At 60.6% G+C, this 17,185-nt stretch carries 19 protein-coding genes; 10 read left to right on the top strand and 9 right to left on the bottom strand.

Going from position 1 to position 17,185, the window contains the following annotated elements; genetic code table 11:
- Positions 1-74: 74 nt before the first annotated feature.
- Positions 75-1,637 (bottom strand): sigma-54-dependent transcriptional regulator, encoded by a 1,563-nt coding sequence (locus KVG87_RS10335; protein ID WP_217850584.1) that lies wholly within the window; start codon positions 1,635-1,637, stop codon positions 75-77.
- A gap of 393 nt (positions 1,638-2,030) precedes the next feature.
- Here KVG87_RS10335 and phhA point away from each other — a divergent pair, with 393 nt between their 5' ends.
- From phhA to KVG87_RS10310, 6 genes are all read left to right on the top strand, one after another.
- Positions 2,031-2,822 carry a phenylalanine 4-monooxygenase gene (phhA, locus tag KVG87_RS10330; protein WP_016771114.1) on the top strand — a complete coding sequence of 264 codons (792 nt, stop codon included), beginning with the start codon at positions 2,031-2,033 and terminating at the stop codon, positions 2,820-2,822.
- A 115-nt stretch (positions 2,823-2,937) separates the two neighbouring features.
- Entirely contained in the window at positions 2,938-3,294 is a 357-nt protein-coding gene (locus KVG87_RS10325) for a 4a-hydroxytetrahydrobiopterin dehydratase (protein ID WP_016771115.1), read from the top strand.
- Entirely contained in the window at positions 3,294-4,487 is a 1,194-nt protein-coding gene (locus KVG87_RS10320; RefSeq protein WP_110645049.1) for an amino acid aminotransferase, read from the top strand. Before KVG87_RS10325 ends, KVG87_RS10320 begins: the two co-directional genes overlap by 1 nt.
- Positions 4,488-4,819: 332 nt before the next feature.
- Entirely contained in the window at positions 4,820-4,951 is a 132-nt protein-coding gene (locus KVG87_RS26025; RefSeq protein ID WP_016771117.1) for a hypothetical protein, read from the top strand.
- Positions 4,952-5,021: 70 nt separating this feature from the next.
- A complete protein-coding gene (locus KVG87_RS10315) occupies positions 5,022-5,204 on the top strand; it encodes a hypothetical protein (protein ID WP_039761215.1) in 183 nt (60 codons plus the stop codon).
- 112 nt (positions 5,205-5,316) lie between these two features.
- A complete protein-coding gene (locus KVG87_RS10310; protein ID WP_217850760.1) occupies positions 5,317-6,504 on the top strand; it encodes an MFS transporter in 1,188 nt (395 codons plus the stop codon).
- Here KVG87_RS10310 and arfB read toward each other — a convergent pair.
- Both arfB and KVG87_RS10300 read right to left on the bottom strand, forming a co-directional pair.
- Positions 6,501-6,914, bottom strand: coding sequence for an alternative ribosome rescue aminoacyl-tRNA hydrolase ArfB (arfB, locus tag KVG87_RS10305; RefSeq protein ID WP_016771119.1), 414 nt, complete (start codon positions 6,912-6,914; stop codon positions 6,501-6,503). The genes KVG87_RS10310 and arfB overlap by 4 nt on opposite strands.
- A 223-nt stretch (positions 6,915-7,137) precedes the next feature.
- Positions 7,138-8,550, bottom strand: coding sequence for an amino acid permease (locus KVG87_RS10300; RefSeq protein WP_076566544.1), 1,413 nt, complete (start codon positions 8,548-8,550; stop codon positions 7,138-7,140).
- Positions 8,551-9,442: 892 nt separating this feature from the next.
- On the opposite strand from KVG87_RS10300, the gene KVG87_RS10295 reads away from it, so the two are divergent.
- A complete protein-coding gene (locus KVG87_RS10295) occupies positions 9,443-9,580 on the top strand; it encodes a hypothetical protein (RefSeq protein ID WP_003222780.1) in 138 nt (45 codons plus the stop codon).
- Positions 9,581-9,651: 71 nt separating this feature from the next.
- Positions 9,652-10,617 carry a M29 family metallopeptidase gene (locus KVG87_RS10290; protein ID WP_076566543.1) on the top strand — a complete coding sequence of 322 codons (966 nt, stop codon included), beginning with the start codon at positions 9,652-9,654 and terminating at the stop codon, positions 10,615-10,617.
- Positions 10,618-10,906: 289 nt separating this feature from the next.
- Here the strand turns inward: KVG87_RS10290 and rluB are convergent, their stop codons facing one another.
- The 6 genes from rluB to KVG87_RS10260 all read right to left on the bottom strand — a co-directional run bounded on the left by rluB (position 10,907) and on the right by KVG87_RS10260 (position 15,893).
- Positions 10,907-12,127: a 23S rRNA pseudouridine(2605) synthase RluB gene (gene rluB, locus KVG87_RS10285; RefSeq protein WP_024012076.1), complete on the bottom strand. Its 1,221-nt coding sequence runs from the start codon at positions 12,125-12,127 to the stop codon at positions 10,907-10,909.
- 142 nt (positions 12,128-12,269) lie between these two features.
- A complete protein-coding gene (locus KVG87_RS10280) occupies positions 12,270-12,461 on the bottom strand; it encodes a DUF1289 domain-containing protein (protein ID WP_016771121.1) in 192 nt (63 codons plus the stop codon).
- A gap of 126 nt (positions 12,462-12,587) precedes the next feature.
- Complete coding sequence (scpB, locus tag KVG87_RS10275) at positions 12,588-13,553, bottom strand: SMC-Scp complex subunit ScpB (protein WP_217850582.1); 966 nt, start codon at positions 13,551-13,553, stop codon at positions 12,588-12,590.
- 11 nt (positions 13,554-13,564) lie between these two features.
- Positions 13,565-14,386, bottom strand: a complete 822-nt coding sequence (locus KVG87_RS10270; RefSeq protein WP_496198650.1) for a segregation and condensation protein A — start codon at positions 14,384-14,386, stop codon at positions 13,565-13,567.
- The gene (locus tag KVG87_RS10265; protein ID WP_041478985.1) at positions 14,387-15,016 is read right to left on the bottom strand and encodes an L-threonylcarbamoyladenylate synthase; all 630 of its coding nucleotides are present in this window, start codon (positions 15,014-15,016) and stop codon (positions 14,387-14,389) included. It lies immediately after the preceding gene.
- A 13-nt stretch (positions 15,017-15,029) separates the two neighbouring features.
- Positions 15,030-15,893, bottom strand: a complete 864-nt coding sequence (locus tag KVG87_RS10260; protein ID WP_016771125.1) for a PHP domain-containing protein — start codon at positions 15,891-15,893, stop codon at positions 15,030-15,032.
- 87 nt (positions 15,894-15,980) lie between these two features.
- On the opposite strand from KVG87_RS10260, the gene KVG87_RS10255 reads away from it, so the two are divergent.
- A complete protein-coding gene (locus KVG87_RS10255; RefSeq protein WP_016771126.1) occupies positions 15,981-16,577 on the top strand; it encodes a septation protein A in 597 nt (198 codons plus the stop codon).
- Between the two features lies 1 nt (position 16,578).
- Positions 16,579-16,878 carry a YciI family protein gene (locus KVG87_RS10250; RefSeq protein ID WP_016771127.1) on the top strand — a complete coding sequence of 100 codons (300 nt, stop codon included), beginning with the start codon at positions 16,579-16,581 and terminating at the stop codon, positions 16,876-16,878.
- Positions 16,879-17,185 lie beyond the last annotated feature (307 nt).

The raw sequence follows: 17,185 nt of genomic DNA, 5'->3' as shown, positions 1-17,185 counted from the left end.
AGGTCGCGGGGAAGAAAAAGCGGGGCGGCTTCGCCGCCCATCGGGGATAAATCCCCTCGCCACAAAGGCTCTATTTAGCTTTCGGAGGTTTTGCCAACTTCATACTCACGCAACTTGTTGGCAATCGTCGTGTGCGAAACACCGAGCCGCTTGCCCAACTGCCGACTGCTTGGATGCTCGGAATACAAGCGTTCCAGCACCGCTTTTTCGAAACGCCCGACGATCTCGTCGAGATTTCCGTCGAGGGAAAAATCGCCAAGCGGCTGACGCACGCCGTAATCCGGCAGGCGAATATGTTCGGCCTTGACCGTGCCGCCGTCGCACAGGGAAACCGCCTGGAACAGTACGTTCTCCAGCTGCCGCACGTTGCCCGGCCAGTGGTAATGGCTGAGGCGATCCATCGCCGCCGGAGCCAGTTTCGGCAGCGAACAGCCGATCTGCCGACTGGCCTGGTCGAGAAAGTGTTCAACCAGCGGCGTCAGACCGTCGAGGCACTCGCGCAGCGGCGGGATGTGCAGCGACAGCACGTTCAAGCGGTGATAGAGATCCTGACGAAACTCACCGCGCGCGCACAATTCGGACAAGTCCACCTGCGTCGCGCAGATCACCCGCACGTCCAGATACACCTCTTCATCACTGCCGACGCGACGGAAGCAACCGTCCTGAAGAAAGCGCAGCAATTTGACCTGCAAACGCGGACTCATCTCGCCGACGCCATCGAGAAACAGCGTGCCGCCAGCGGTCAATTCGAGTAGGCCAAGCTTGCCTTCGGCCCGCGCGCCTTCGAAGGCACCGGGGCCGTAGCCGAACAGTTCGGTCTCGGCCATCGACTCCGGCAGTCCGGCGCAGTTGAGCGCCATCAACGGTGACTGTCCGCGCGGGCTGGCGAGGTGGCAGGCGCGCGCCAGCAGTTCCTTGCCAGTGCCGGTTTCGCCTTCTATTAATAGCGGCGCATCCAGCGGCGCCATGCGTCGCGCTTCGCGGACCACAGCGGCCATGACTTTCGAACTCTGGAAAATACTGTCGAAACCGCGCAGCTCTTGCTTGCGCACATTGTAGATACGCTCGCCGACGCGGTCGGCGCGGTGCAGCGTCAGTACGGCGCCGGCCATGGCCTCGCTGTCATCGTGCTCCGATTGCAGCGGCGCGATGTCGGCGAGAAAGATGTCGCCCTTGACCTTGACCCGCATGCCGTTGATCCGCGATTTGTTGGCGCGCACCAATTCCGGCAAATCGAAATCCTCGGCGTAGCGCGACAGCGGAATCCCCGGCACTTCATCGACGCGCACCCCGAGCAACTGCGCCGCCGCGCGGTTGGCCGCAACGATCGAGCCGCCCATGTCGATCGACAACACCGGAAACTCCAGCGCGCCGAGCAACGCATTCAGTTCCATGTGCCGGCGCTCGCTGGGCATCAGCCCGACGCGCTTGACCCCGAACACCCCGCCGATTGCCTCGAACTTGGGGCGCAACGCCTGGAACTGGATGTTGATCAGGTTCGGGCAGTGCAGGTAGATCGCATTGCCATGCTCACCGCCAACTTCACCGCGGGCGACGTTGATCCCGTACGCCACCAGCAGATTGAGAATGTCGCGCAGGATGCCGATGCGGTTCTGGCAGTGGACTTTGATGCGCATAGAAAAAGGCCCGACAGGTTTGAAAGGTAAACACATGTCCTTGTGGGAGCGAGCCTGCTCGCGAAGGCGCCATCACATCCAGTATCAATGTGTCAGACAGACCGCTTTCGCGAGCAGGCTCGCTCCCACAGGATCTTGTGGCGCGCCCGAGGCAGAGTTTTCTGTCGAGGCACGCAGATAGTTGTCAAGATTATGTGACAGCCCCTGCCCTTTTCAAACCCGCCATTCACCGTAAATGCGCATTACCCGACAAAGCGTAACGATAACTTTACGAAATACGCAGAATTTTCCTACGCACACACCGGTCAACATGCTGCACGACCTGTCACTCTGGGGTATTCCTTTAGCCATCGCTGGACATAACAAAAACGAATTTCCTAGCAGGAGAGCAGCATGAAGCAGACGCAATACGTGGCTCGCGAGCCCGATGCGCAAGGTTTTATCGACTACCCCGCCGAAGAACATGCGGTGTGGAACACGCTGATCACTCGCCAGTTGAAGGTGATTGAAGGTCGCGCGTGCCAGGAATATCTGGACGGTATCGAAAAACTCGGTCTGCCCCACGACCGCATCCCGCAACTGGCCGAGATCAACAAAGTCCTCGGCGAGACCACCGGCTGGCAAGTTGCCCGGGTGCCGGCGCTGATTCCTTTCCAGACCTTCTTCGAGTTGCTTGCCAGCAAGCAATTCCCCGTCGCCACCTTCATACGTACCCGCGAAGAACTCGACTATCTGCAAGAGCCGGACATTTTTCACGAGATCTTCGGCCACTGCCCGCTACTGACCAACCCCTACTTTGCTGAATTCACCCACACCTACGGCAAGCTCGGCCTGCAGGCGACCAAGGAAGAGCGCGTGTACCTGGCGCGGCTGTACTGGATGACCATCGAATTCGGCCTGGTCGACACCCCGCAGGGCAAGCGCATTTACGGTGGCGGAATTCTGTCTTCGCCCAAAGAAACCGTTTACTGCCTGTCGGACGAGCCCGAGCATCAGCTCTTCGATCCGCTGGAAGCCATGCGCACGCCGTATCGCATCGACATCCTGCAACCGCTGTACTTCGTCCTGCCCAATCTCAAGCGCCTGTTCGATGTGGCCCATGAAGACATCATGGCCATGGTTCGTCAGGGCATGCAGCTGGGCTTGCACGCGCCGAAATTTCCGCCGAAACCCAAAGCCGCCTGAACCGCGACTTTTGCTGACAATTGCGTCTGTCCGTCGCCACCACTTTGCTTTAGCGTGACGGCATTGGCGGCACACGCGCTTTAATAAAAAACACACTCGTTTTCAGGAATCCACCATGTCGACTTTGAACCAAGCCCACTGCGAAGCCTGCCGCGCCGATGCGCCACAAGTCAGCGATGAAGAACTGCCGATCCTGATCAAGCAGATCCCTGACTGGAACATCGAAGTACGCGACGGCATCATGCAGCTGGAAAAAGTTTTCCTGTTCAAGAACTTCAAGCACGCGCTGGCGTTCACCAACGCCGTCGGCGAGATTTCCGAGGCCGAAGGTCACCACCCGGGCCTGCTGACCGAGTGGGGCAAAGTCACCGTGACCTGGTGGAGCCATTCGATCAAAGGCCTGCACCGCAACGACTTCATCATGGCCGCGCGCACTGACGAAGTGGCCAAGACCGCAGAAGGACGCAAGTAATGCACTTCGACGCCATCGGCCGGGTTCCCGGCGACCCGATTCTCGGTTTGATGGAGGCCTATGCGCAGGATGCCAATCCGCGCAAGTTCGACCTCGGCGTTGGCGTCTACAAGGATGCCCAGGGCCTGACGCCGATCCCGGAAGCGGTGAAAATCGCTGAAGCGCGACTGGTCGAAAGCCAGGACACTAAGACCTACATCGGTGGCCACGGCAATCCGCTGTTCGGCAAGGTCATCAATGAGCTGGTACTCGGTGCCGACTCGCAACTGATCACCGAACAACGCGCCGGCGCCACCCAGACCCCGGGTGGCACCGGTGCCCTGCGTCTGGCTGCCGACTTCATCGCCCAATGCCTGCCGGGCAAAGGCGTGTGGTTGAGCAATCCGACCTGGCCGATCCACGAAACCATTTTCGCCGCCGCCAAGGTCAAGGTCAGCCACTACCCGTACGTCGGCAGTGACAATCGCCTCGACGTCGAAGCGATGCTCGCCGTGCTCAGGGAAGTGCCGAAGGGCGACGTGGTGCTGCTGCATGCGTGCTGCCACAACCCGACCGGTTTCGACCTGAGCCATGACGACTGGAAGCGCGTGCTTGAAGTGGTGCGCAGCCGCGATCTGCTGCCGCTGATCGACTTCGCTTATCAGGGTTTTGGTGATGGACTGGAACAGGACGCGTGGTCGACCCGGTTGTTCGCGGCGCAAGTGCCGGAGCTGCTGATCACCAGTTCCTGCTCGAAGAACTTCGGCCTGTATCGCGACCGTACCGGTGCGCTGATCGTCTGCGCGACCAGCGCTGACAAGCTCATCGACATCCGCAGCCAACTGGCCAATATCGCCCGCAACCTGTGGTCGACGCCGCCGGATCACGGCGCGGCGGTGGTCGCGACCATCCTCGCCGACCCAGAGCTGAAAGCACGCTGGGCCGATGAAGTGGAAGCGATGCGCTTGCGGATCGCGCAGTTGCGCAGCGGCTTGGTCGAGGCGCTGGAACCGCACGGTTTGCGCGAGCGTTTCGCGCACATCGGTGTGCAACGCGGGATGTTCTCCTACACGGGCCTGTCGCCGGAACAGGTGAAAACCCTGCGCGAGCGGCACAGCGTGTACATGGTCAGCTCGGGCCGGGCCAACGTCGCCGGCATCGACGCCACCCGCCTCGCCTTGCTCGCGGACGCCATCGCCGACGCCTGCAAATAGTTTTTGCAGTACGCAACCCGGTCGGAGCGAGCCCTGTGGTGAGGGGATTTATCCCCGCCCGGCTGCGCAGCAGTCGTACACCGTTGCTCGCGGAGTGTCAGACATTCCGCGTATGCAGGGTCTGGGGCCGCTTCGCAGCCCAGCGGGGATAAATCCCCTCACCACAGGGCCCGTTCCCACATTTAGTTTTCGGTTGATCTCGCGCCCTGCGGCCATCTGTCGCATTAATTTGAATTAAAAGTCTGATTGTCATTTTTCCTGCTGTATCCTGCGCAGGCTTTGTAAAGCGCGGAGCACCTGATCTATCAACAGACTTAGCGAGGAGCGCACCCATGCACGAGATTCCCAATCTCCCCTTCCCAAGCCTGCACGTACCTGAGCAGACGACCCCGCAACACGCCGGCGCTGAAAAGCCCGAGCCGCAAGAAGCCGCTGACAGCCGCAAAGCCGACAGCGAAGAGTAAGACCCGCCGTACAGACCGTGTGGAAAGCGCTAACATGCGCTTTCCACACTGCCTGAAACCCGAGCCCGCCATGACCGACGAATTCTCCGAAAGCCAAGCTGCCGTGCTGATCGGCGCCACCGAGAAAATGATCGAGATCTGGAATCGCCTCTCGCCCGAGAAGCAAGCTGCCCTGCTCGAACGTTTCGGCAGCGAAGAAAACGCCCTCGCCGCCCTCGTCACCACGCAACTGGTCGCCCCGGCGAAATCCTGAAAGCGCCGCCCGGCAAATAGTTTTACTTTTCCCCGCCCCTGAACGGTTCACGCCGGTATCATGAGCAGCCTATCTAATCTGCTGCTCCCGTGGATCGTTACCCATGTCGTCTATATCCGAGCCCCAGCGTCCGCTGGCGGTTACGCTGCAAGTAGTCTCCATCGTCCTCTTCACCTTCATCGGTTACCTGAACATCGGCATCCCGCTCGCCGTGTTGCCGGGCTATGTCCACAGTGACCTTGGTTTCGGCGCCGTGATCGCCGGGCTGGTGATCAGCGTGCAATACCTCGCCACCCTGCTCAGCCGTCCATATGCCGGCAAGATCATCGACAACCAGGGCAGTAAACGCGCAGTGATGATTGGCCTCGCTGGTTGCGGCTTGAGCGGTGTGTTCATGCTGATTTCCGCGTGGACGCCGAACCTGCCGCTGGTGAGCCTGATCAGTCTGTTGATTGGCCGTCTGGTGTTGGGCAGCGCGGAAAGCCTGGTCGGTTCCGGTTCGATTGGCTGGGGCATCGGCCGGGTCGGCGCGGCGAATACGGCGAAAGTGATTTCCTGGAACGGCATCGCCAGTTACGGCGCCCTGGCGATCGGCGCGCCGTTCGGTGTGTGGCTGGTAAGCAGGTTGGGGCTGTGGAGCATGGGCGTGAGCATCATCCTCCTCGCCCTGCTCGGCCTGGCGCTGGCATGGCCGAAGACCGCCGCGCCGATCGTTGCCGGCGAACGCCTGCCGTTCATGCATGTGCTGGGCAAAGTCTTCCCCCACGGTTGCGGGCTCGCGCTGGGCTCGATCGGCTTCGGCACCATCGCCACTTTCATCACCCTGTACTACGCGACCCAGCACTGGGATAACGCGGTGCTGTGCCTGAGCCTGTTCGGCGCCAGCTTCATCGGCGCGCGGCTGCTGTTCGGCAACCTGATCAACCGCCTCGGCGGCTTCCGCGTGGCGATTGCCTGCCTGTCGGTGGAAACGTTGGGTTTGTTGTTGCTGTGGATTGCGCCGGATGCGCATTGGGCACTGGCGGGCGCGGCGCTGAGCGGTTTCGGCTTCTCGCTGGTGTTCCCGGCACTGGGCGTGGAGGCGGTGAATCTGGTGCCGGCCTCGAGCCGTGGCGCGGCGGTCGGTGCCTATTCACTGTTCATTGATTTGTCGCTGGGGATCACCGGGCCGCTGGCCGGGGCGATTGCGGCGGGGTTCGGTTTTGCTTCGATCTTTCTGTTCGCAGCCTTCGCGGCGTTGAGCGGCCTTGGCTTGAGTGTCTATCTGTACAAGCACACGGCGAAATACCGCGAGGTTTAAAAATCCACTTTGCCGCGCCCGGCCTTGATACTGCCACGCTTGGTTTTCGACTCCAGCCGACGCTTCTTCGAACCGAGGGTCGGCTTGGTCGGGCGGCGTTTCTTTTCCACTTTGGTGGCGCTGAGAATCAGCTCGACCAGCCGCTCCAGCGCGTCGGCGCGGTTGGCTTCCTGGGTGCGATATTGCTGCGCCTTGATGATCAGCACGCCATCGCTGGTGATACGGCTGTCACGCAGCGCCAGCAGGCGTTCCTTGTAGAACTCCGGCAATGACGAGTTGGGAATGTCGAAGCGCAAGTGCATGGCGCTGGAGACCTTGTTGACGTTCTGCCCACCGGCGCCTTGCGCGCGGATGGCGGTCAATTCGATCTCGGCATCCGGCAGATGCACATTGTTGGAAATCACCAGCATGGAAAAGCGTCCGTAATCAGAGCGTGCAGGATAACCTGATTCACTCAACCTCTGTGGGAGCGAGCCTGCTCGCGAAGGCGGTGTGTCAGTCGATGCAGATGTTTCTGATGGACCGCTTTCGGGAGCAGGCTCGCTCCCACAGGGTTCGGTGTGATGCCAGATTTTTCCATTTCAAAACAACAAACCCGGCACTTGGCCGGGTTTGCTGTTTCCGCTTGAGCGGTTACTTGGCGATCACTGGCAGCGCCTGCTGGGCACTGCGCTTGTTCTTGATCAGGTAGCAGACCCACATGAACACCACCCACACCGGAATCGCGTACACCGAGATCTGAATCCCCGGGATCAGCAGCATCACGCCGAGGATGAACACCACGAACGCCAGGCAGACGAAGTTGCCGTACGGGTACCACAGCGCCTTGAACAGCGGCGTCTGTTTAGTCCGATTCATGTGCTGGCGGAACTTGAAGTGCGAGTAGCTGATCATCGCCCAGTTGATCACCAGCGTCGCAACCACCAGCGACATCAGCAGTTCCAGCGCGTGCTGCGGGATCAGGTAGTTGAGCAACACGGCGACCAGCGTCACTGCCGCCGACGCCAGAATCGAACGCACCGGCACGCCGCGCTTGTCGATCTTCGCCAGAGCTTTCGGCGCGTCACCCTGCTCGGCCATCCCCAGCAGCATACGGCTATTGCAGTAGGTGCCGCTGTTGTACACCGACAGCGCGGCGGTCAGCACGACGAAGTTGAGGATGTGCGCGGCGGTGTTGCTGCCGAGCATCGAGAACACCTGCACGAACGGACTGCCGCTGTACGAATCGCCCGACGCATTGAGGGTTTCCAGCAGGCTGTCCCAAGGAGTCAGCGACAGCAGGATCACCAGTGCACCGATGTAGAAAATCAGGATGCGGTAGATCACCTGATTGATCGCTTTCGGGATCACGGTTTTTGGCTTGTCGGCTTCAGCGGCGGTGAAACCGAGCATTTCCAGACCGCCGAAGGAGAACATGATGATCGCCATGGCCATCACCAGACCGCTCACACCATTGGGGAAGAAACCGCCGTGGGACCACAGGTTGCTCACCGAGGCTTGCGGGCCGCCATGGCCGCTGACCAACAGGTAGCTGCCCAGTGCGATCATGCCAACGATGGCCACAACCTTGATGATCGCAAACCAGAATTCGGCTTCACCGAAGACTTTGACGTTGGCCAGGTTGATCGCGTTGATCAGCACGAAGAATGCAGCAGCGGAGACCCAGGTCGGGATGTCCGGCGCCCAGTAATGGATGTACTTGCCGACCGCTGTCAGCTCCGACATGCCCACCAGAATGTACAGAATCCAGCAGTTCCAGCCCGAAAGGAAACCGGCGAAACCGCCCCAGTATTTGTGCGCGAAATGGCTGAAGGAGCCGGCCACCGGCTCTTCGACGATCATTTCGCCGAGCTGGCGCATGATCATGAAGGCGATGAAGCCGCAAATGGCGTAGCCGAGGATCATCGACGGGCCGGCGGATTTCAGTACCCCGGCAGAACCGAGGAACAATCCGGTACCGATCGCGCCACCGAGGGCGATCAGTTGAATATGCCGATTTTTCAGGCCGCGCTTTAGCTCGCCTGATTGCGAGGGTTGTCCACTCATGAAAAAGGTCTCACGCAAGGTTTGATGATGTTCAGTAGACGTTGCTGCAAGGTTGCGATTTCAGGCAGCCCCGATCAAACCCCAGCGCAGGCACCAGGAGTTCAGCTCATTTACAACGGTCATGCGTCACCTGTTTGTTTTTATCTGTGACGAAATCGAACCCGGCACGCTTGTGGCGCGGCGGAGTGAACAAGGCGGATAGCCTCGAGATTTTTGCGATTACGCAGAGGGTCACAGTTAAAACGCGGCGCATTGTACACCGCTAACCCCCTGCTGCCAGACCCGCCTGATCAGCGTGTCGGTTGCCGGGATTGCACGTGTCCGCCTCGACAGTGCCGAGCGGCTGCAAAATATGAGTCAGGCCTTTGCAGGCCATCGACGGGGACGAGGAAAAAACCGTCCCACGGGGAGAAGTGGAAATCAGTCGCGGCGTACATTGCGCCTCCTTCTTGTTATTCGCCTGCACGACAGGCGTGGGGCGCATCACACCCTGCCTGAAGGCTGGAAACAAGCGCGCCAGAGCCCTGCGTGGCGCACGCTCCGTCGGGTTACGGAAGCTTTTCCTTACAACGGATGGCGAGACGGGAAATCACCGCGTTGGCGGGCCAATATCGTCAGGTTTTCTTTACAAGGCGTAACGAATATTTTCCGAATCAGAAATTTCCGAAGGACGTCTGCATATTGACGGTAGCTAGCTTGCTATCAATTTCACCGACCTAGTTTTTTGTTTTCAAATAAGAAAATTCATCCCGAAAAACAGAACAAAAAGTCTATTTAAAAATTAAATGGATAAAATTTTGCATTCACAAAAACGCTCAACTAGGTTCTTCACGTCTCACCGGCCACCTCGACCGGTCAGTCATAAACCGTGAAATTCTCTAGGAGATCGACCATGCAAGCACTGGAAAAAGACTTGGATACCGAACTGCAACTGGACGAATGGTTTGAAGCGCCAACCCATGAGGCCGCTGTGGAAATGATGCAAGCCGACGCGGTGGTTCCGTTCGGCACGGCGATGTGGCCTCTGTAAGACATCCCGGGCAGGCACGGTCCGGCCGGTCGTGCCTGCCGCTTCATTCCCCGGTCAGTCAGGGAGGATTCATGGACAAGCCCCGCGCCATCTCGCATTTCCTTTACTACCTCGAACATCACCCTGCCCTCGCCGGCCTCGACTCGGCGAAGGTCATGCTTGGCCACACCGCCGATTACGAAGCCCTGACCGGCGCCATTGCCGAACAGGCCGGCGAGCATCCGCGCTTTCAGTTCAGCGCCCGGCGCCTTGACCTGGAAAGCACCGCAGCGCTGTCCGCGGCGATTGCCGACAGCGATCTGTACATTTTCTTCTACGACTCTTCCACCCTGCCCAACCCGCGTCCCGATGGCCCGGAGTTCGTCCGCGCACTGCAAGCGGTCATGGCGGAAAACTGGAAGAAGTCGCTGCTGTTCAAGGATTACGGCGACTACTTCTACGACACTTTCAGCATCACCCCGCAGCGCATCGCCGGGCTCAACAGTCACCTGATCCAGCGCATGTCCCAGGCGACCACGCTGAGTTTCAAGGACGATCACGGCTCATGGTTCGAAACACCGATGAGCAGCATCAAAAAGTGGACCGACATCAACGGCGTCGGCAACTTCGACCTCGCCCCCGGCGAAATCGCCACCCACAGCGAAGCCATCAACGGCCATGTGAAGTTCAAGGGCACCTTCCTCAGCACCATCCCCTTCGCGCGCAAGTACGGCGTGCTGGAGTCGCCGCTGGAGCTGTGGATCGAGAACTCGACCATCAGCCGCATCGCCACCGACGTGCCGGGGCTGGAGCATGATTTCAACAAGTACCTGGATGCCAACCCGTCGAACCGGCGGATTGAGGAGTTGGGGATTGGCACAAACGAAGGCGTGAAGGATCTGTATGCGCGCAATGCCGGGTTTGAGGAGCGGCACTGTGGGCTGCATCTCGGATTGGGCGGTGGTGCCAAGGGCAGCCATCACCTGGACCTGATCTTTTCGGGTGGGGTATTGGCGCTGGATGACAAGCCGGTTTTCGATGGGCGATTTGTGTTTTAAGGCTGGAATTGACGGTGCAGCTTCAGGCCTCATCGCGGGCAAGCCCGCTCCCACAGGGGATTTATGTAAGCCGCAGATGATCGTTCCCACGCTCCGCGTGGGAATGCAGCCCGGGACGCTCCGCGTCCCTTCCAAAGCCGAACGCGGAGCGTCCGTTGATGCATTCCCACGCAGAGCGTGGGAACGATCGGTGTCAGCACAGACTTTCGTCCAGACAAAAAAAACGCCAACCCTGAGGTTGGCGTTTTTGCTTCAACTTACAGCTTGCAGCTAGTAACTCACAGCTGCCTCATTCCGGCTTCTTGCGTCCGAAACCCGGGCGCTGACCGGAACCGGCCGGTGCGCCGCGACGCTTGCCGGAGGGCTTGTCGCCGTCGACCAGTTTGATCCCCGGACGCTTCGGCGCCGGTTTGGCCGGGCGCTTGTTGGTGGTGTCGGCTGGACGATCCGCCACTGGCGTACCGCGACCGGCCGGTGCACGACCTTCGCCACGCTCGGTACGGCCATTGGCCGGACGCGGTGCGCGCTCGCCGTCACGGGCGACTGGCTTGCGACCTGGACGCTCGCCTTCGATCTGCGGCTCACGGCTCGGGCGCGGTGCGGTCGGCGCGCCGGCGGCTGGACGCAGGGTGCGCACGCGCTCGGTCTTGGCCATCGGCCGCGACGATTTGCGCTGCATGCGTTCGAGCTTGTCCTTGCTCTTGGCGTTCAGCTGCGGCATTGCCACCGGCGTCAGGCCCACTTCGGCGCTGAGCACGTCGACTTCGTACTGGCTCATTTCGCGCCAGCGGCCCATCGGCAGGTCGGAGTTGAGGAACACCGGACCGAAACGCACACGCTTCAGACGGCTGACCACCAGACCTTGAGATTCCCACAGACGACGCACTTCACGGTTGCGCCCTTCCATGACCACGCAGTGGTACCAGTGGTTGAAACCTTCACCGCCCGGCGCCTGTTGAATGTCGGTGAAACGCGCCGGACCGTCTTCCAGCACCACGCCAGCCTTGAGGCGTTCGATCATCTCGTCGTCGACTTCACCGCGTACACGCACGGCGTACTCGCGGTCCATCTCGTAGGACGGGTGCATCAGACGGTTGGCCAGCTCACCGTCGGTGGTGAACATCAGCAGACCGGTGGTGTTGATGTCGAGACGGCCGATGTTGATCCAGCGGCCTTCTTTCGGACGCGGCAGCTTGTCGAACACGGTCGGACGGCCTTCCGGGTCGTCACGGGTGCAGATTTCGCCGTCGGGCTTGTTGTACATGATCACGCGGCGCACCGATTCGGCGGCCTCTTCGCGCTTGATCACTTTGCCATCGATGGTAATGGCGTCGTGCATGTCGACGCGCAGGCCGAGGGTGGCGTCTTTGCCATTGACCTTGATCCGGCCCTGGCTGATCCAGGATTCCACGTCACGGCGCGAGCCGACGCCGATACGGGCGAGGACTTTCTGCAGCTTTTCGCCTGCTGGGCCGATTTCCTGGTCGTCTTTCTGATTGATGTCACTCATCTGGGCACCTCCCGGTGTGGTCTGTTCAGGCGGCGCCTGAAGTATTGAAAACTGGGTCCAGGCCGAAGGGATCGGCGGAGGGTCGCGAATCATACGCGGATGTGCGCCGTCGCGCATCAGAGACTAGCTGATCGATTGCCGGTTATTTCTTTTTCCGCCGACCGGCACCACCGAGTTTGATCAGGCGCAGCGCGGCTTCGGCCAGCACCGTGCGTTTGTCGTCCTTGTCGAGCTTCTTCCAGGCCTTGATCTCGCGCTTGCTGCGACCGCAACCCAGGCAGATGTCGTCGGAGAATTTGCAGAGGCTGATGCAGGGGTCTTTGGTTGAGCTCATCATCCTCTCCAGAAACACATCAAACCCTGTGGGAGCGGGCTTGCCCGCGATAGCGGAGTGTCAGTCAACATCATTGGATCTGACCCACCGCAATCGCGGGCAAGCCCGCTCCCACAAGGATCCGGATCAATCGTGGAACTCGCGCCGTTCGGCTTCGATCGCCTCGGCCAGTGCGCGGGCTTCGGCTTCTTCTTCGCTGAGGTCTGGTTCAGGCTGTTCGAGGGCGGCGACAGCGGCCAGGAGTTTCTCGCGGGCCTCGGCGACACCCAGGACGTCCTCTTCCGGTTCGGCGTCAGGCGCCGCTTCAAGTTCAACTTCAGCTTCAACAACCGGCTCGATAATCTCAGGCTCGGGCACCGGCGCTTCGCCATCCACCGCATCGCGCAGCAAATCGTCGAAATCGGTTTTGATGCCCTCTTCCATGCTGTCCAGCTCCAGCAGCAGGGAATGGAAACTGGTTTCTTCCTTCTCCTCCTCCGGCTCGGCGCTGGCGTCGGCCAGTTCCTGCAGACTCTGCGGCACCGGCGCGTCATCGAAGTCGAGCACCGGTTCGGCTTCCATCTCGCGCAGTTCGGCCAGCGGCGGCAGGTCTTCAAGGTTTTTCAGGTTGAAGTGGTCGAGAAACGCCTTGGTCGTGGCGAACATCGCCGGTTTGCCCGGCACGTCGCGATAGCCGACGACGCGGATCCACTCACGCTCGAGCAAGGTCTTGACGATGTTGCTGTTGACCGCCACGCCACGCACGTCTTCGATCTCGCCACGGGTGATCGGCTGGCGATAGGCGATCAGCGCGATGGTCTCCAGCAACGCACGGGAATAGCGCTGCGGGCGTTCTTCCCAGAGACGGCCGACCCACGGCGAGAACTTCTCGCGGATCTGCAAGCGATAGCCCGACGAGACTTCCTTGAGCTCGAAGGCGCGGCCCTCGCAGGACTTGCCGAGCAGGGTCAGGGCTTTCTTGAAGACCGCCGGCTCGGGCCGCTCGCCTTCTTCAAACAGTTCATACAGGCGCTCAAGGGATTGCGGCTTTCCCGAGGCCAACAGAAAGGCTTCAAGCAGGGACGCCAGCTCGCGGGGTTCAGTCAGGTTCATACAGGGACTCGTTATTCGGCTCGGGCTCGCACGTGGATCGCGGCGAACGGCTCATTCTGCACCAGCTCGACCAAGGATTCCTTGACCAGTTCAAGGATCGCCATGAAGGTCACCACCACACCCAGGCGGCCTTCTTCGGCGGTGAACAGCTCGACAAACGGCACGAAGCCGCCGCCCTTGAGCCGTTCCAGCACATCGCTCATGCGCTCGCGGGTGGACAGCGCTTCACGGCTGACCTGGTGGCTTTCGAACATGTCGCCACGGCGCAGGACGTCGGCCATGCACATCAGAATCTCTTCCAGCGCGACGTCGGGCAACAGCTTGCGCGCCCGCGCTTCCGGGGCGTCGAGCTTGGGCACGATCACATCGCGGCCGACCCGGCTCAGACCGTCGATGCCTTCAGCGGCAGCCTTGAAGCGCTCGTATTCCTGCAAGCGGCGGATCAGTTCAGCGCGCGGGTCGTCTTCTTCATCTTCAACGGTTTCGGCGCGCGGCAGAAGCATGCGCGATTTGATCTCGGCAAGCATCGCCGCCATCACCAGATATTCGGCGGCCAGCTCCAGACGCACCGATTGCATCAACTCGACGTAGCCCATGTACTGGCGAGTGATTTCCGCCACCGGAATGTCGAGGATATTGATGTTCTGTTTGCGAATCAGGTACAGCAGCAGGTCGAGCGGGCCTTCGAAGGCCTCAAGAAAGACTTCCAGCGCATCCGGCGGGATGTACAGGTCCAGCGGCATTTCCATGACCGCCTGACCATAGACCATCGCGAACGGCAGTTCCTGCTGGGCGCCAGCCTGGGGATCGACCACGGTTTCCACTGCGGACATTCAGGCCTCGACCATGAACGGCGTCGGATCGCCGCAACCGACGCGGACCACTTCCGGGTCGTCGCCGGTCAGGTCAATCACCGTCGAGGCTTTGATGCCGCCAAAGCCGCCGTCGATGATCAGATCGACCTGGTGCTCGAGCAACTGGCGCATTTCGTAGGGATCGGTGAGTGGGTCTTCATCGCCGGGCATGATCAGCGTCACGCTCATCAGCGGCTCGCCGAGTTCGGCCAGCAGCGCCAGCGCAATCGGATGGCTCGGCACGCGCAGGCCGATGGTGCGCTTCTTCGGATGCAGCAACAGGCGCGGCACTTCGCGGGTGGCATTGAGAATAAAGGTGTAAGGCCCCGGCAGGTGCGCCTTGAGAATGCGGAAGGTGCCGGTGTCGATCTTGGCGTAATTGCCCAGTTGCGACAGGTCGCTGCAGATCAGCGCGAAGTTGTGCTTTTCATCGAGCTGACGCAGCCGTCGCACACGCTCGATGGCAGTCTTGTCGCCGATCTGGCAACCAATGGCGTAGGACGAGTCCGTGGGATAAATCACCACCCCGCCTTTGCGGATGATCTCGACCGCCTGTTTGATCAGGCGCGCTTGCGGGTTTTCCGGATGTATCTGGAAAAATTGACTCACATTCTCTACCTGTTCAGACGGCGGCAATATCTGTGTCATGTTTGAACCGACACCACAGGGGTGGAAGGTCCTCGGGAACCGGCCGGTACTGGCCGATCTCGGACCAGCCGCCAGGGCCATGGAAGTCACTGCCGGCGCTGACCAGCAGACCGAACTCACGGGCAAGGATCGCCAGGCTGCCCACCTGTTCTGCGGGCTGATGGCCATTGACCACCTCGATAGCATGCCCGCCTGCTTGAATATAGTCGGCAATCAGCTTTCGGCGCTTGCTACGGGTGAAATCGTAGTGCCATGGATGCGCCAGGCTGACCCAGGCACCGGCGGCGCGCAGGGTGGCGACGGTGTCTTCCAGGGTCGGCCAGTGCAGCTTGACGTCGCCGAGCTTGCCGGCGCCGAGCCATTTGCGAAACGCCTCGGCGCGATCCTTTACATAACCTTCACGCACCATCCAGTCAGCGAAATGCGGCCGGGCCGGCGCGTTGCCGCTGTCGCCCAGCTCCTGCTGGATCTGCCGGGCGCCGTCGAGGGCACCGGGCATGCCCTTGAGAGCGAGCTTGCGGCTTATTTCTTCCGACCGCAGCCAGCGGCCATCGTGCAATTTCGCGATCGCTTCGACCAACGGCGCGGCGTTGACGTCGAAGCCGTAGCCCAGCACATGAATGGTCGCCCCGCCCCAGGTGCAGGACAATTCGACGCCGTTGACCAGTTGCATGCCTAACTCGGTGGCGGCAGTACGCGCCTCGGCGAGCCCCTCAAGAGTGTCGTGGTCGGTCAACGCCAGGACTCGCACGCCGTTTTCGAACGCTCGCGCAACCAGAACCGCAGGCGCCAGGGCGCCATCGGAGGCCGTGCTGTGGCAGTGCAAATCAACATTCACGGGGAGTTGTAACCTCAAATCAGCTGGCGCTATCGCGCGCCCATATGTTTGTTATTATGCCGCCACATCCAGCTTCTGGCTCTCACTGTGAAACAATTCATCGATTTCATCCCGCTTCTGCTGTTCTTCATCGTTTACAAACTTGATCCACGGGTCGTCGACATTGCCGGCCAGCAAGTGACCGTAGGCGGTATCTACAGCGCCACGGCGATGCTGATCATCAGCTCCCTGGTGGTGTACGGCGCGCTGTTCATCAAGCAGCGCAAGCTGGAAAAGAGCCAGTGGCTGACGCTGATCGCCTGTCTGGTGTTCGGCAGCCTGACGCTGGCCTTCCACAGCGAAACCTTCCTGAAATGGAAAGCGCCGGTGGTCAACTGGCTGTTCGCTGCGGCGTTCATCGGTAGCCACTTCATCGGCGATCGCCTGCTGATCAAACGCATCATGGGCCACGCGCTGACCCTGCCAGATCCGGTCTGGACGCGCCTGAACATCGCCTGGATCGGCTTCTTCCTGTTTTGCGGCGCGGCCAACCTGTTCGTCGCCTTCACCTTCCAGAGCATCTGGGTCGACTTCAAGGTGTTCGGCAGCCTGGGCATGACCGTACTGTTCCTGGTCGCACAGGGCGTTTACCTGTCGCGCCATCTGCATGACACCGATACCACAACGCCAAAAACCGAGGACTGACATGCTCTACGCCATCATTGCCACCGACGTTGCCAACTCGCTGGAAGCTCGCCTGTCCGCGCGACCGGCGCATCTGGAACGCCTGCAAGCGCTCAAGGGCGAAGGCCGCATCGTGCTGGCCGGCCCGCACCCGGCCGTCGACAGCAATGATCCGGGCGCAGCGGGTTTCACCGGCAGCCTGATCGTCGCCGAGTTCGACTCCCTCAGCGCCGCCCAGGCCTGGGCCGATGCCGATCCGTACATTGCCGCCGGCGTCTACGCCAATGTGATCGTCAAGCCGTTCAAGCAAGTCCTGCCGTAATCCCGCTATTGAAATGCCGACGGGTTTTATGTGGCGAGGGGATTCATCCCCGCTGGGTGGCGAAGCCGCCCCAATACCCATCCAACGCGGTGTGTCTGACACACCGCATGCTCCCATTTCAGGACTGCTACGCAGCCCAACGGGGCGGTGCGACGTTTCGCTAAATCCCCTCGCCACAGAATATTCATCAGCCACGAATTATTTGTCAGCCACCAACATCACGTCCTGCGCACTGAACCTTCTCGCTTCTCACCCATCTCAATCGCTCATTATTCTCGTTTGCCTGCCGACAACCTGCCCAATATCC

It is taken from the genome of Pseudomonas siliginis (assembly GCF_019145195.1).
GTDB classification, from domain to species: domain Bacteria; phylum Pseudomonadota; class Gammaproteobacteria; order Pseudomonadales; family Pseudomonadaceae; genus Aquipseudomonas; species Aquipseudomonas siliginis.
Note: the sequence above shows the minus strand (reverse complement) of the source record. Positions and strands in the feature narration are given on the sequence as shown.

Bases quoted from the DNA above. Each gene is read 5' to 3' on its own strand.
- KVG87_RS10335 (WP_217850584.1), bottom strand. From the start codon at position 1,637: ATGCGCATCAAAGTCCACTGCCAGAACCGCATCGGCATCCTGCGCGAC.
- phhA (WP_016771114.1), top strand. From the start codon at position 2,031: ATGAAGCAGACGCAATACGTGGCTCGCGAGCCCGATGCGCAAGGTTTT.
- KVG87_RS10325 (WP_016771115.1), top strand. From the start codon at position 2,938: ATGTCGACTTTGAACCAAGCCCACTGCGAAGCCTGCCGCGCCGATGCG.
- KVG87_RS10320 (WP_110645049.1), top strand. From the start codon at position 3,294: ATGCACTTCGACGCCATCGGCCGGGTTCCCGGCGACCCGATTCTCGGT.
- KVG87_RS26025 (WP_016771117.1), top strand. From the start codon at position 4,820: ATGCACGAGATTCCCAATCTCCCCTTCCCAAGCCTGCACGTACCTGAG.
- KVG87_RS10315 (WP_039761215.1), top strand. From the start codon at position 5,022: ATGACCGACGAATTCTCCGAAAGCCAAGCTGCCGTGCTGATCGGCGCC.
- arfB (WP_016771119.1), bottom strand. From the start codon at position 6,914: ATGCTGGTGATTTCCAACAATGTGCATCTGCCGGATGCCGAGATCGAA.
- KVG87_RS10300 (WP_076566544.1), bottom strand. From the start codon at position 8,550: ATGAGTGGACAACCCTCGCAATCAGGCGAGCTAAAGCGCGGCCTGAAA.
- KVG87_RS10295 (WP_003222780.1), top strand. From the start codon at position 9,443: ATGCAAGCACTGGAAAAAGACTTGGATACCGAACTGCAACTGGACGAA.
- KVG87_RS10290 (WP_076566543.1), top strand. From the start codon at position 9,652: ATGGACAAGCCCCGCGCCATCTCGCATTTCCTTTACTACCTCGAACAT.
- rluB (WP_024012076.1), bottom strand. From the start codon at position 12,127: ATGAGTGACATCAATCAGAAAGACGACCAGGAAATCGGCCCAGCAGGC.
- KVG87_RS10280 (WP_016771121.1), bottom strand. From the start codon at position 12,461: ATGAGCTCAACCAAAGACCCCTGCATCAGCCTCTGCAAATTCTCCGAC.
- scpB (WP_217850582.1), bottom strand. From the start codon at position 13,553: ATGAACCTGACTGAACCCCGCGAGCTGGCGTCCCTGCTTGAAGCCTTT.
- KVG87_RS10270 (WP_496198650.1), bottom strand. From the start codon at position 14,386: ATGTCCGCAGTGGAAACCGTGGTCGATCCCCAGGCTGGCGCCCAGCAG.
- KVG87_RS10250 (WP_016771127.1), top strand. From the start codon at position 16,579: ATGCTCTACGCCATCATTGCCACCGACGTTGCCAACTCGCTGGAAGCT.